Source organism: Cellulomonas sp. KH9, assembly GCF_900114185.1.
In the GTDB taxonomy this organism is placed as follows: domain Bacteria; phylum Actinomycetota; class Actinomycetes; order Actinomycetales; family Cellulomonadaceae; genus Cellulomonas.
This window is the reverse complement of the sequence record NZ_FOSE01000001.1, coordinates 124,992-138,020: the sequence shown is the minus strand read 5'-3', so window position 1 is coordinate 138,020 and position 13,029 is coordinate 124,992. Positions and strand designations below refer to the sequence as shown.

Here is a 13,029-nt window from a genome sequence, read left to right as displayed (position 1 = left end):
GACCCGCCGCAAGGTGGACGAGCGCCGCGCGGCACGCTGCCTAGACTCGCCATCATGTCGATCTCGCCGCCGCGCGCACCGGACGGTGCCGGCGACGACCCCCGGCCACCGTCCGCGGCACCGCCGGCCACGGCACCCCGCGCCGCCCTCACCGACCCCTCCCCCGACGGCGACGTCCGCGCCGTCCGCTCACCGGTCGACGTGGTGGACGTCCGCCCCCAGCGGGTCCACCGCCCGGTCGACCTGCTCGGCGCCACGCTCGCGGCGCTGATCGCCGTGCTCGTCGTCGTGCTGGCGACCTACGCGCAGAACACCACCACGGGCGTGGCCGAGGACGTCCAGGGGTTCGCGACCCTGCTGCGCCGCATCCTGTTCGTGCCCGTCAACGTGCTCGTCGGGTTCACCACCGTCGTCGTGCCGATCGCCGTGCTGACCGAGCTGGCCCTGCGACGCCTCGGCCGCCAGCTGCTGCAGGCCGTGCTCGCTGCGATCGGCGCGCTCCTGCTCGTCGCCGCCCTGTACTGGACGTTCGACACCTTCGGCTCCGAGGGCCTGCGCCACGGCCTGTCCGTGCGGCTGGGCGGGGTGTGGCAGCTGACCATCCCCGAGTACGCCGCCATGCTGACGGCCCTGCTCACGGTCGCCGGGCCCCGCAGCCGACGACGCAGCGTCGCCTGGTCGTGGAACCTGCTGTGGGTGACCACCGGCGTCGTGCTCATCACGGCAGCCGTGTCCCTCGCCGGGATCGGCCTGGCCCTGCTCGTGGGCCGGACCGCCGGGCTGCTGGGTCGCTACGTGGGAGGCGTGGACCCCGAGCGCGCCTACGCCCGCACGCTGCTCGCCGGCATCCGCCGCGCCGGCGTCGAGCCCGCCACCGTCACCCGCGTGCCCGACCCGGCCCTGCTGGGCGACCGCACCACCGCGACCGTCGAGGGGGTCGCCCGGCTGCCGCAGGGCACGCCCGCGCAGCGGGCGCTCGTGCGCGCCGCCGGCGACCGGCTCTACGACGTGACCACCGACGACGGGCGCCACCTCGACCTGCTGGTGTTCGACGGCGACCGCCAGGTGGTCGGCATGATCACCCGGCTGTGGCGCTCCCTGCGCCTGCGCGGCCTGGAGGGCCGTTCCGCCCTCTCGCTGCGGCAGGCCACCGAGCGCGCGGCACTGCTCTCCTACGCCGCGAGCGCCGCCGGCGTGCGGACCCCGCAGCTGCTGAGCATCGCCGAGGCCGAGGACTCGATGCTCCTGCTCCAGGAGAGCACGGGGTCCGCCGTGCCCCTGTCCGACCTCGAGACCGACGACGTCGACGACGACGTGCTGCACGCGATCTGGGCCCAGCTGCAGCTCGGCCACGCCGCGGGCATCGCCCACCGGGCGCTGACGTCCGACGCCATCCTCGTCGAGCGGGGTCCCACCGGCCCGCGCGTGTGGCTGACGGCGTGGGAGCAGGGCGACGTCGCCTCCTCCGAGCTCGCGCGCCGCATGGACACCACCCAGCTGGTCGCCCTCCTGGCCCTGCGCGTGGGCGCCGAGCGCGCCGTCGGCTCGGCCGTCGAGGTGCTGCCCGACGGCGACATCGAGGCCATCGGCCCGCTGCTGCAGACCGTCGCACTGCCGCGCCGCACCCGCGACGAGATGCGCGCCCACAAGGAGGTGCTCGCCGAGCTGCGCTCCGCGCTCGTCGCGCGCCTGCCCGAGGCGGACGTCCACCCCGAGCAGCTCGTCCGGTTCGGCGCCCGCACGCTCGTCACCATCGTGCTGACGATCGTCGCCGTGTTCGCCGTGCTCACCGCCGTCAACGTCGCCGAGATCGGCCCCGTGCTGGCCGCCAGCGACTGGCGGTACTCGGCCCTCGCCGCGGCCCTCGGCATGGTGACGCTCCTCGGGGCCGGCCTCGCGTTCGTCGCGTTCTCCCCCGTGAAGCTGCCGGTGTGGCGCGCGACGCTGGTGCAGTCGGCCGCCACGTTCGTGGCCCTCGCGGCACCCGCGGGCATCGGCCCGGCAGCGCTCAACCTGCGGATGCTCACCCGCCGCGGCGTCAGCGCGACCCTGGCCGGCGCCACGGTCGCCCTGGTGCAGGTGAGCCAGTTCATCACCACGCTGCTGCTGCTCCTGGTCCTCACGGTGACCTCGGGCGTGCACTCGCCGTCCTCGTTCTCCGTGTCGCCGCCCATGCTGGTGGCGCTCGCGGTCCTCGCGGCGCTGGTCGGCCTCGCCCTGCTGTTCCCGCCCGTGCGCGCGTGGGTGCAGCGACGGGTCGGGCCGACCGTCCGCCAGACGCTGCCGCGCCTCATCGAGGTGCTGGGGCAGCCGTGGCGGCTCGCCCTCGCGCTGGGCGGCAACGTCCTCATGACGATGGGGTACGTGCTCGCGTTCGACGCCGCGCTGGCCGCGCTGGGGCAGCACGCCTCGCTGGTGCAGGTCGCGCTCGTGTACCTCACCGGCAACACCGCCGGCGCGATCATCCCCACGCCCGGCGGCATCGGCACCGTGGAGTCCGCGCTGGGCCTCGGCCTCTACACCATCACCGGCATCAACGCCGGTGTCGCCACCACGGTCGCCCTGCTGTTCCGCCTGCTGACGTTCTGGCTGCGGATCCCGTTCGGCTGGATGGCGATGCGGTACCTCCAGCGCGTCGGCGAGCTCTGAGGGCAGACCGCGGCCCCGCAGTCCGGGGGGAGGACGGCGGGGCCGCGGGGTGGTGCGTCGGGGGATGTGACGTCGTCAGGCCGCCAGCGCGTCGCGCTGGGCGGGGACGCTCACCGTGGCCTCCAGGCGTGCGGCGATGGCCGCCCACCGTGCGACGGGGAGGACCTGGGGGCGAACCTCGTGCGGCTCTGCGGCGGAGTTGCGCTGGTCCATGACGGAACCCTTCGTTCGGTAGCCCGGCTGACCTCGTGGGTCCCGTGGCTTTGCGTCCCCTCCTTGCGGAGGGTTTGCCGTTTCGCTGACAAGTCCGACATTAGACGGCTCTCACGTTGAGCGGTAGTGATTCCGGTCACTCGTCCTGGACGAGAGCCCAATTCACCCGCTCGGCCGATCATCCCGCGCCCCGCAGGGGGCGTGTCGGCTCGACGCGACGCTGACCTGCGCCCGTCCGGGTGACGCGAGCGCCCCGGCAGCACGACGCCCCCGGGACCGACGTCGGTCCCGGGGGCGTCCGGCGGGTGCGGGGCACCCGCACACCGTCCGAAAGATCAGCGGAAGGCGTCCTTCACGTTCTCGCCGGCCTGCTTGAGGTTGGCCGAGGACTGGTCCGCGCGGCCCTCGGCCTCGCGCTCCTCGTCACCCGTCGCCTTGCCGACGGCCTCCTTGGCCTTGCCCTCGGCCTGCTGCGCGGAGTTCTTGATCTTGTCGTCGAGACCCATGATGAGCTCCCTTCGTCGTGACCCCCCGACGTTAGGTCCGGTCCGACGCTCCCGCATCCGCAGGGCCCTCGCCCACGGGCCCGCCGTCGGTGGCGCCCTCGTCGCGCAGCCGCGGCTCCGTGCGGCGCGCCGGGACCACCCCGGCCTTGTCCGCGTAGAACGCGCGCACCCGGTCCATGTCCGCCCGGACGTCGCCCGTGAGCGTCAGCGTCGGGCCCAGACCGGCCGTCATGGTCGTGCGGTCCACGTACCCGAGCGTGACCGGCAGGTCCGTCGCCCGCGCGATGCGGTAGAAGCCCGACTTCCACCCCGACCCGGACCGGGACCCCTCCGGCGTCACGACGAGGTAGAAGTGCTCGCCGGCGCCCATGCGCGCGACCAGGTCGTCCACCAGCCCGGCAGGGTCGCGGCGGTCGACCGGGATGCCACCGAGCCCGCGCATCAGCGGACCGGCGGGCCCCCGGAACAGCGTGTGCTTGCCGAGCCACCGGAACGGCAGCCCCGCCTCCCACGCGATCGCGAGCATCAGGACGAAGTCCCAGTTGGACGTGTGCGGGGCGCCCAGGATGATGCCGGACCCGTCCTGCGGCACCCGCTCGGTCCGCAGCGTCCAGCGGCTCACCCGCCAGTAGGCGCGGGCGACGGCCCGACGGGCGGTCACGGGCGGGCCCCCGGCGGCAGGTCGGCGTCCCGGCACAGCAGCAGCAGCGTCATGTCGTCCTTGGAGTCAGGGTCGGAGCACGCGGCCACGACCTCGTCGATGTCGACCGGGACCGTCGGGTCGGGGCGGTCGAAGCGGCGGACCAGCCGGTCGATGCCGTCGGCCAGGGCGGTCGACCGCGAGTCGACCAGACCGTCGCTGTACAGGACCAGCCCACCGCCCGGCTCGATGTGCAGAGACTGCACGGGAGGCTCACCCGAGCCGACCCCGATGGGCCGGTCCAGCCGCAGCGCCATCAGCGCCGCGTCCCCGTCGGCACTCAGGGCCAGCGGCCGCGGGTGCCCGGCGGCAGCCACGTGCGCCTCCCCCGTCGCCGGGTCGACCACCACGACGACGACCGTCGCCATGTCGTCCGGCATCGTGCGACGCGCCAGCTCGTCGAGGTCGACGAGCGCCTCGCCGACCTCCGCCCCCCGCATGAGGTAGGCCCGCAGGGCGTTGCGCAGCTGTCCCATCGCGGCGGCCGCGCCCAGCCCGTGGCCGGCCACGTCCCCGACGACGACGACGAACCGGCCGTCCGGCAGCTCCAGCGCGTCGTACCAGTCGCCGCCGACGCGCCCCCCGGCCGCCGGGACGTAGCGTGCCTGCAGGTTCCAGCCGGGCAGCTCGGGCAGTCGCCGCGGCAGCAGGGACAGCTGGACGGCGTGCGCCGCGGCCATCTGCCACCGGTTGCGCGTGATGATCACCTCGAGCAGCCCGCTGCGCAGGTCCTGCACCGCCCGCACGTGCTCCGGTGCCCACGGCTCGCTGCGACCGCGCACCACCTCGCGCCACTGGTCGAACGACTTGCGCGGGCTCAGCCGCACCGCGTCGCCCTCGCGGTGCGCGATCGCCTTGTTGTGCGGGTCGCCGCCCCAGTAGATGTCCCGCACCTGCTCGTACCGCAGCCAGACGATCACCTGGTCGTCGGGCAGCCGGACCGCCAGCACACCGGCGACGTCCGGCAGCACGTCCGCCAGCTCCGGGTCCGTGGTGCCGAGGTGCGTGCGCACCGTCACCGGATCCGGCTGCGCGAGCACCCACGCGCGCAGGGCCGGCACGTCGACGGCGACGTCGCCGGCCGTGGCGGTGGTCCCGTCCGCGACGACGACCAGGCCGTGGGCGGGCACGACCGTCAGCAGGCCGTCGTCACCGGCGAGGGCCTCCGCCAGCCCGTGGTCGGGGTCGCGCACGAGCCCCAGCACGCGGGTCATCGCCCCCTGGGCGGCGAGCTCCCGCTCCAGCTCGCGGTCCTCCGCGCGGGCGATCAGCCGCAGCGACAGGGCCGACCCGAGGAACTCCGCCGCCGCCCGCACACCGAACGGCACCACGTGCGGACCGGCGTAGTGGTGGCAGGCGACGAGGCCCCACAGGCGCCCCTCGCGCAGCAGCGAGATCGACATCGACGCCCGCACGCCCATGTTCGTCAGGTACTCGACGTGCACCGGCGAGACGCTGCGCAGCACCGCGTGCGTCAGGTCCAGCGGCTCGCCCGACGCGGGGTCCCACGCGGGCACGATCGGCGCCGGGCGGTACCCGACGTCGGCGATGAGCCGGATCCAGTTGGTCTCGTACAGCGCGCGGGCCTGCGGCGGGATGTCGGACGCCGGGTAGTGCAGACCGAGGAACGCGTTGAGGTCCGCCCGGCGCGCCTCGGCGACGACCTCACCGTTGTGGTCCTCGTCGAACCGGTACACCATCACGCGGTCGAACCCGGTCAGCGCGCGGACCTCCTGCGCGGCGACGTCGTACAGCTCGTCCAGGGTGCCGGCACCGTTGAGCTTCTCGAGGGCGGAGCGGATGGCCTGGTACGTGTTGGGGAACGAGAAGGGACGCGGCCCGGTGGCCGTCTCCAGCTCGACCACGAGCAGCGTGCGCCCACCGACGGCGATGCGGTGCAGGATCGCGTCGGCCGTGACCGGGCCGTGCGGTCCGGCCACGTCGACGGACACCGGGTTGCGCGCGCGCAGGTCGCCGAACGTGCGCACGTGCACCCGCACCGCCCGCTCGGCCGCCGCACCCAGCACGTCACCCAGCGGCGCGCCGACGACCTCGTCGACCGCGAGCCCCGTGAGGTCCGCGACGTTGGCGGACACGTGCCGGACCACCAGGTCCGGCTCCGAGACGGCGAGCAGCACCCCGTGCGGCTGCACCGAGCCGGGGATCCGGATCGGCTCCTCGGCGCAGGCGTCGAGGTCCGCGAGCACGTCCCCCGCGGAGGTCAGGGGTCCTGGCCCAGGTCCCTGGTCGGTCATCCTCGCTCCGTCCCCGCGGCGGGGGCGCACGCCCCGACCTTGCCCTGAAACGGTAATGGATGCGGGGGCGTCAGCTGTCGAAGGGGGCGTCGAGCCAGGTCGCCGCCGGCGGCACGAGCGTCTCCAGCTCCTCGAACAGGTCGTCCGGCAGGGGCACGGCCGCCGCGGCCAGGGTCTGGGCGACCCGCTCCGGGCGTGACATGCCCACGATCGTCGAGGCGAAGCGCTCGTCGCGCAGGGAGAACTGCAGGGCGGCGGTGCCCAGGTCGGTGCCGTGCCGCGCGCACGTACGCCGCATCGCGTCCACCGCGTCGAGCACCTGCGGCGGGGCGGGGCGGTAGCCGTAGGTGGTGGGCCCGCCCTGCTGGTGGGCGAGGATCCCGCCGCCGTACACCGCCGCGTTCAGCACCCCCATGCCCTGCGCCCGGGCCTCGGCGACGACCGGACCGGCGGACCGGTCCACCAGGGTCCAGCGGTTGTGCACGAGCAGCACGTCGAACACCCCGAGCGCCAGGTAGCGCGCCATCTCCTGCACCCGCCCGCCCGCCAGGCCGATCGCCCCGACCACCCCGGACTCGCGCAGCTCGACGAGGGCCTCGACGGCGCCGTCCGGACCCGTCAGGTCGTCGAACTCGTGGAACTCCGGGTCGTGCAGGTGCACGAGCGGCAGGTGGTCCAGGCCCAGCCGGGAGCGCGACTCCTCGACCGACCGGCGCACGCGCTCGCCCGAGTAGTCGGCACCGTCCGGGTCGACCTTGGTCGCGACCGCGTAGCCGGCCGGGAGCCCGCCGGCCGCGGTCAGCGCGGCACCGATGCGACGCTCACTCTCACCGTCCGAGTAGCCGTTGGACGTGTCGATGAACCGGACGTCGCTGTGCAGCGCGGCCCGCACCGTGTCGATGCCGCGCTCCGGGGAGACCTCCTGCCCGAAGAGCTGCGGCATGCTGCCCAGCGGTCCCCCACCGAGGGCGAGGGCGCTCACGGTCAGCGCGGTCCCCGGCAGCGGGCGCAACCAGCCCGGCTCCCCCGGCACGTGGCGTGCGGTCATCGTCCCTCCCGACGTCGGCGTCCCCGGGGGGCGGACCCCGGCCGTCATCCGGCCAGGAACGCGCGCAGCAGCGGACCGGCCGTCGTCGAACCGTAGTCCCCCTCGGACACGAACACCGCGACGGCCAGGTCGCCGTGCACGGCGATGATCCAGGCGTGGTTGCGCAGGTCCGCGTCCTGCCCGAACTGCGCGGTGCCCGTCTTGGCCAGCACCGGGTCGCCGGGCACGTCGGCCAGCAGGCCCGCCCCGCCCTCGGTGACGACGGCCCGCATCATCGCCTGGAGCGCCGACGCCTCGTCACCGGTCAGGGGCGTGGCGGCCGGCAGGTCGTCCTGCGGCTCGGCGGACGCGTCGCCGTCGTCCGCCGCGGCGCCGTCCGCCGGCCCGCCCTCGGCGTCACCGGCCCGGGTGCCGGCCTGCGCGGCGTCCGCGTCCGGGACCACGAGGTGCGGCACGACCGTGCGGCCGGCTCCCACCGAGGCGGCCACGGTCGCCATGCCCAGCGGTGAGGTCAGCACCTGGCCCTGGCCGATGACCGACGCGGCGTGCGCCGTGGCCGACGCCTCGTCCGGCACGGTCCCCAGGAACGCCGGGAACCCCAGCTCGGCGGCCGGCTCGAGGCCCAGCGAGCGGGCGGCGGCCAGCAGCTCGCCCTGGTCCGCCATGTCCCGCAACCCGATCATCGCGGTGTTGCAGGAGTTGGCGAAGGCCGTGCGCAGCGGCACGTCACCGAGCGCCGACGCCGGGTAGCCGGGGAAGTTCTGGAACGTGCGACCGTCGACGGTGACGGTCGGCGGGCAGCTCACCGTGGAGTCGGGCGTGAGCCCGCCCCGCAGGTACGCCAGCGCGCTGACGACCTTGAAGGTCGAGCCGGGTGCGTACTGCCCGACGGTCGCCGTCGACAGCCCCTCGCCGCCCGGCCCGCTCGCGGCGGCCAGCACCTCACCGGTGGACGGCCGCAGTGCGACGATCGCCGCCGCGGGCTCGATCCCGGCGAGCAGCCCCTCGGCACGCGTCTGCAGGTCGAGGTCGAGCGTCGTGCGCAGCGGCTCGCCGGGCACCGGCGGCACGTCCAGCAGCAGCCGCTCCGCGCCGCCGTCCTGCGCGACGGCGCGCAGGGTCACCCCGGGGGTGCCGCGCAGGTGGTCGTCGTACTGGCGCTGCAGCCCCGAGAGGCCGGCCTGGTCACCCGCCGCGACGGCCCCCTCGGAGGCCTCGATGATCTCGGCGGTCGCCTCGCCGACCGTACCGAGGACGGGCCGCGCGAAGGCCCGGGTCGGTGCCAGCGGGATCTCGTCGGCGACGAGCGTGACACCGGGCAGCGCACCCAGGGCCGCCAGGTCGTACGACGGGTCCTCCTCGCGCACGACGATCGCCTCGACGAACGCCTTGGGCCCCGCCGCCACGGCGCGCGCGGCGTACGCGTCCGCGTCCGTCCCGAGCGCCCCGGCCAGAGCGCGCGCGGCCGCGTCGACGTCCCCCTCGGCGACGCGCGTGCGGTCGATGCCGATGCGTCGCACCGGGCGGTCCACGACGATCGCGGCGTCGCCCTGGCCGAGCACCGGGCCCCGCGCCGCCGACTGCCGGGACACGGTCAGCCGCTCCCCCTCCGTCAGGTCGGGGCCCAGCAGCGGCAGCTGCCAGGCCGCGCGCCACGGCTGCTCCGCGTCGTCCTCGACGCGCTCGAGCCGGGCCGTCACCTCGTACGACCAGTCCTGGTCGGTCCACGGCAGGTCCCAGGCCACGGCGAGCCGCGCGGTGGCGCTCTGCTCGTCCTGCGCGACGGTGACCTCCTGGACCGTGGCGGTCGCGGTCGACTCCCCGAGCCCCTCGACCACGGCCGCGCGGGTCGCCGCGATCTCGTCGGGTGCCGGCGAGTCACCGGTCAGCGGGACCGCACCGAAGTCGCCCGAGCCGAGCGCGTCCGCCAGGGCATCGGCCGCGGGGCGGGCGTCCGGGACGCTCGGGCTGCAGGCGGCGAGCCCGGCCGTCGTCGAGGCGGCGACCAGCACCGCGGTGGCCCAGCGTCGGGCGGCGTCCCGGCCGGTCGTTCGTGCGGCTCGCACCCTCGTCCTCCTCGTCGTCCCCGCGCGGGCGCCGACGGGTGCGGCGCCGTCCCCGCGCACGACGTCGTGGCGGGCCGGACGGGGGCCCTCCGAGCCTGTCATCCCGGTGCCGTGCCGCGTGCGGGTTCGGGGGGCATCTTCACCCGTCCTCCCCACCTCCGGTTGCGACGGCGGCGACGAACCGGACGCGCCGTGACGTTCCGGTTGCACCTGGACGCACGTCCGAGACACGATGCCCCTATGGACGCAGGGGGACGCCCGCCCGTGACGCAGCGCGCCGACCCGCCCGACGCGGTCGGCCCCCTCGCCCCGGGCGACCGGAGGCAGGCCGCCGCCGTCCTCGCGGCCGCCCTCGCGGACGACCCCGGCTACCGGCACCTCTTCCCCGTCACGGCGCGCCGTGAGCGGGAGCTGCGCGAGGTGTACCGCATGACCCTGGCGGACGGGCTGCGCCACGGCCAGGTGCTGGCCACGACGCTCGACGGCGAGGTCACGGGCGTGCTCGCGCTGTACCCGCCGGGGACCTACCCCATGGGCGTCGGGCGCTGGGCGCGGCAGGCGGGCCGGATCCTGCGCATCGCGTCCCGCACGCGCGAGCACAGCCCGGGCATCATCCGGTTCGGCGACCTCACGTCCCGCGGCGTCCCCGCGGACAGCTGGTACGTGGAGGCGTTCGGCGTGCGCCCCGATCTGCAGCGGGCCGGGCGCGGCAGCGTCCTGCTGCGCCGGTTCCTCGCCGAGGTCGACGCGCACGGCGCGCGCTCCTACCTGGAGACGACCAACGAGGAGAACGTCGGCTACTACGCGGACCGCGGCTACACCGAGGCGCACCAGCCGGTGCCGCTCGCGCCCCGCGGGCCGCACATCTACCCCATGAGCCGCCCGGCGGCCGCGCCCGGCCGCTGACGGCACCGGCGTCCCCATGCCGACGTCACGTCACCGGAGGCCCGAGGCGGGCCCGGTCGCGCAGCACCTCCGGCGTCGCCGTGGCGGGGTCCCACAGCGCGTCGACGAACCAGGTCGCCCCGGCCTCGGCGAGCGCCGCCGCGCGCTCGCGCGCCGCGCCCCGGTCGGCGGGCAGCGCACCGTGCAGGACCACCTCGAACGGGCCGGCGTCCGCCGGGCGGTGCGCCCGCAGCCACGCGACGACGTCGGCGACGTCCTGCGGCTCGAGGTCCGCCGTCGCCCGCTCCCCGCGGTGCTGCGGCACCACCCCGTCCCACCGTGCGGCCCGGGCCATCGACCGGTCCGACGGGTAGGCGGCGACGACCCACACCGGGATCCGCGTGCGCCCGTCCGGCCGGGGCACCGGCACGGGCCGCAGCCGCAGCCCGTGCACCGTGAGGTGCCGGCCCTCCAGGTCGAACCGCTCGCCGGTGAACGCCCGGTCCAGCACGTCGAGGGCGTCGTCGAGCCGTTCGGCGCGCTCCCGCACGGTCCGCGCCTCACCGCTCACGCCGGCCACGGCACCGTCGGTGGGCACGCCGAGGCCGACGGGCAGCACCAGCCGCCCCCCGGACAGGTGGTCGACCGTCACCGCCTGCTTGGCGACCACCCAGGGCCGCCGCCGGGGCAGCGCGTGCACCAGGGCGCCGAGGGTCACCCGGTGCGTGCGCACCGCGGCCGCCGCGAGGACCGCCCACGGGTCCCACGCGTCCATCCCGTCGACGTCGACGCCGTCCCACGTGAAGAACCCGTCCCAGCCGTGCTCCTCGACCTCCACCGCCAGGTCGACGACCTGCTGGACCGTCCCGAAGCTGCCCACGAACCCGAACCGCACGGCACCTCTCCTCTCGTCCGGCACGCCACCGTCGGCCCCGGCCACCGCGTGCGCCTCGTGGACGGGCCCCGCCGGGCGTCCCCGCCCGCTGCCGCCGACGCTACCGAGACCCACCCACACCGCCCCGCGCACCCGTGCGCCCGCGGTCTGCGCGCCGCGCGGTACGGTCTGACCCGTCCGACCCGGCCCCTCCGGTCGCGGGCAACGCCCCGGTGGCCCGTGCGGGCACGGCTGGACGGCGGTTCATCTCGTCCCCGGCGCACCGCGGTCCTCAGTGGTGGGATCCGGCGTGGGCGCCTACCGTGGCCGGGGACCGGGGCGCGGACGACACGCACCGACGGACGCGCGGCCGCCGGCGGGACCGAGGAGAGGGGGTGCGGGCGATGAGCCACGACGAGCAGCTGACGTCGCCGGGCACCCCGCCGCCCCCCGCCGGCAGCCGGTTCGACGCGGAGCACGCACCCCCGGCCGCCCTGCCGCCCGACGACGCCCTCACCGACCCCGCGCACGGGCGGACCCTGCCCGCCACCCGCCCGCCGGAGACGTACGTGCCGGTGCGCCGCTGGGTGCTGCGCAGCGCCTCGGAGCTGCGGGCCATGCGCGGTGACCTGCGCGAGCAGCTCGCCGCGTCCGCCCCCCCGGCCGGCGGCGACGACACCGGGCCGGACAACGTCGTCCTCGTGGCGTCCGAGCTCGCGACCAACGCCCTCGCGCACGGGCGCCCGCCCGCCCAGGTCAGCCTGGCGATCGACGGGCACGCCGTGCTGATCGTCGTGTCCGACTGCGACACCACGCACGCCCCCTTCCTGGCCCAGGGCCGCGAGCCCGGCGAGGGCGGGTTCGGGCTGCAGATCGCGCGGCGCCTGTCGAGCAGCGTGGGCTGGTGGTCCGACCCGGGCGGCAAGCACGTCTGGGCCACGATCCCGGCCGAGCCGACGACCTGACGGTCCCGGCGCGCGTCCCGACCAGGGGACGGACGCGGCGCCCCCACCGCCCACCGGCGACAATCAGCGCATGACGACGAGCGACGCGGTGCTCCGCCTGCGCGGGACGACCCTGGGCGCGGGCACCCCCAGCGTGTGCGTGCCCCTGGTGGCGGCGACGCCCGACGACGCCGTCGACGCCGCACGCGCCCTGCCGGCCGGTGTCGCGGACGCCGTCGAGCTGCGCCTGGACCACCTGACGGGTGCTGCGGCCGAGCCGGCCCGGGCGGGCGCGGCCGTCGCGGCGGTGCGGGCCGCGCTGCCGACGGAGGTGCCGCTGCTCGCCACGTTCCGCTCCGCCCGGGAGGGCGGGGCCCAGCCCGCGGACGACGCCGCGTACGCCGCCGTCGTCGGTGCCGTGGTCGCCGGCGCCGGGCCGGACGGTGCGGACGCCGTGGACGTCGAGCTCGCCACACCGGGGGTGGCCCGCCTCGTGGCGCGGGCGCAGGCCGCCGGGCTCGCCGTGGTCGTCTCGCACCACGACTTCGTGCGCACACCGCCCGCGGCCGACCTGGTCGCCCTGCTGCGCCGGCAGCGGGACGTCGGCGCCGACGTCTGCAAGGTCGCCGTCCTGCCGCACGACCCCGACGACGTCCTCGCCCTGCTCACCGCCACGCGGGAGTTCGCGCGGGACGCGGACCGGCCCGTCGTGACCGTGGCGATGGGGGCGCTCGGCCTGGTGACGCGCCTGGCCGGCGGGGTGTTCGGGTCGGCGATGACGTTCGGCGCCGTGGGGACCGCGAGCGCACCCGGCCAGGTGGACGCCGGGCGGCTGCGCGCGGTGCTGGACCTGCTGCACGACGCGTCGTAGGCCGCGGGACCGGGCGGC

Annotated in this window: 11 protein-coding genes and 1 riboswitch; of the genes, 4 read left to right on the top strand and 7 right to left on the bottom strand. The window is 76.3% G+C overall.

Going from position 1 to position 13,029, the window contains the following annotated elements:
* The first annotated feature begins 54 nt into the window (after window positions 1-54).
* Window positions 55-2,649, top strand: a complete 2,595-nt coding sequence (locus BMZ16_RS00620) for a lysylphosphatidylglycerol synthase transmembrane domain-containing protein (protein WP_089797536.1) — start codon at window positions 55-57, stop codon at window positions 2,647-2,649.
* A gap of 75 nt (window positions 2,650-2,724) precedes the next feature.
* On the opposite strand, the gene BMZ16_RS19090 is transcribed toward BMZ16_RS00620, so the two are convergent.
* From BMZ16_RS19090 to BMZ16_RS00595, 6 genes are all read right to left on the bottom strand, one after another.
* The gene (locus tag BMZ16_RS19090; RefSeq protein WP_177199542.1) at window positions 2,725-2,862 is read right to left on the bottom strand and encodes a hypothetical protein; all 138 of its coding nucleotides are present in this window, start codon (window positions 2,860-2,862) and stop codon (window positions 2,725-2,727) included.
* Window positions 2,863-2,876: 14 nt separating this feature from the next.
* Window positions 2,877-2,951: riboswitch (cyclic di-GMP riboswitch) on the bottom strand.
* A 246-nt stretch (window positions 2,952-3,197) separates the two neighbouring features.
* A complete protein-coding gene (locus tag BMZ16_RS00615; RefSeq protein ID WP_089797534.1) occupies window positions 3,198-3,368 on the bottom strand; it encodes a CsbD family protein in 171 nt (56 codons plus the stop codon).
* A gap of 31 nt (window positions 3,369-3,399) precedes the next feature.
* A complete protein-coding gene (locus tag BMZ16_RS00610; protein WP_089798628.1) occupies window positions 3,400-4,029 on the bottom strand; it encodes a 1-acyl-sn-glycerol-3-phosphate acyltransferase in 630 nt (209 codons plus the stop codon).
* Entirely contained in the window at window positions 4,026-6,323 is a 2,298-nt protein-coding gene (locus BMZ16_RS00605; RefSeq protein WP_089797532.1) for a SpoIIE family protein phosphatase, read from the bottom strand. Before BMZ16_RS00605 ends, BMZ16_RS00610 begins: the two co-directional genes overlap by 4 nt.
* A gap of 70 nt (window positions 6,324-6,393) precedes the next feature.
* Window positions 6,394-7,371 carry an aldo/keto reductase gene (locus BMZ16_RS00600; RefSeq protein ID WP_089798627.1) on the bottom strand — a complete coding sequence of 326 codons (978 nt, stop codon included), beginning with the start codon at window positions 7,369-7,371 and terminating at the stop codon, window positions 6,394-6,396.
* Between the two features lie 44 nt (window positions 7,372-7,415).
* Window positions 7,416-9,437: a penicillin-binding transpeptidase domain-containing protein gene (locus tag BMZ16_RS00595; RefSeq protein WP_255366273.1), complete on the bottom strand. Its 2,022-nt coding sequence runs from the start codon at window positions 9,435-9,437 to the stop codon at window positions 7,416-7,418.
* A gap of 240 nt (window positions 9,438-9,677) precedes the next feature.
* On the opposite strand from BMZ16_RS00595, the gene BMZ16_RS00590 reads away from it, so the two are divergent.
* On the top strand, window positions 9,678-10,343 hold the full coding sequence (locus BMZ16_RS00590) for a GNAT family N-acetyltransferase (RefSeq protein ID WP_089797528.1): 666 nt from the start codon (window positions 9,678-9,680) through the stop codon (window positions 10,341-10,343).
* Between the two features lie 25 nt (window positions 10,344-10,368).
* Here BMZ16_RS00590 and BMZ16_RS00585 read toward each other — a convergent pair whose 3' ends face one another.
* Window positions 10,369-11,331, bottom strand: coding sequence for an LLM class flavin-dependent oxidoreductase (locus BMZ16_RS00585; RefSeq protein WP_369822477.1), 963 nt, complete (start codon window positions 11,329-11,331; stop codon window positions 10,369-10,371).
* A gap of 269 nt (window positions 11,332-11,600) precedes the next feature.
* On the opposite strand from BMZ16_RS00585, the gene BMZ16_RS00580 reads away from it, so the two are divergent.
* Together BMZ16_RS00580 and aroD are read left to right on the top strand one after the other, a co-directional pair.
* A complete protein-coding gene (locus BMZ16_RS00580; protein WP_143082695.1) occupies window positions 11,601-12,161 on the top strand; it encodes an ATP-binding protein in 561 nt (186 codons plus the stop codon).
* Between the two features lie 70 nt (window positions 12,162-12,231).
* Entirely contained in the window at window positions 12,232-13,011 is a 780-nt protein-coding gene (aroD, locus tag BMZ16_RS00575) for a type I 3-dehydroquinate dehydratase (RefSeq protein WP_089797521.1), read from the top strand.
* The last annotated feature ends 18 nt before the right edge of the window (window positions 13,012-13,029 follow it).

Excerpts from the sequence above, each read along its gene's own strand:
- BMZ16_RS00620 (WP_089797536.1), top strand. The coding sequence starts at position 55 with ATGTCGATCTCGCCGCCGCGCGCACCGGACGGTGCCGGCGACGACCCC.
- BMZ16_RS19090 (WP_177199542.1), bottom strand. The coding sequence starts at position 2,862 with ATGGACCAGCGCAACTCCGCCGCAGAGCCGCACGAGGTTCGCCCCCAG.
- BMZ16_RS00615 (WP_089797534.1), bottom strand. The coding sequence starts at position 3,368 with ATGGGTCTCGACGACAAGATCAAGAACTCCGCGCAGCAGGCCGAGGGC.
- BMZ16_RS00605 (WP_089797532.1), bottom strand. The coding sequence starts at position 6,323 with ATGACCGACCAGGGACCTGGGCCAGGACCCCTGACCTCCGCGGGGGAC.
- BMZ16_RS00600 (WP_089798627.1), bottom strand. The coding sequence starts at position 7,371 with ATGACCGCACGCCACGTGCCGGGGGAGCCGGGCTGGTTGCGCCCGCTG.
- BMZ16_RS00590 (WP_089797528.1), top strand. The coding sequence starts at position 9,678 with ATGGACGCAGGGGGACGCCCGCCCGTGACGCAGCGCGCCGACCCGCCC.
- BMZ16_RS00580 (WP_143082695.1), top strand. The coding sequence starts at position 11,601 with ATGAGCCACGACGAGCAGCTGACGTCGCCGGGCACCCCGCCGCCCCCC.
- aroD (WP_089797521.1), top strand. The coding sequence starts at position 12,232 with ATGACGACGAGCGACGCGGTGCTCCGCCTGCGCGGGACGACCCTGGGC.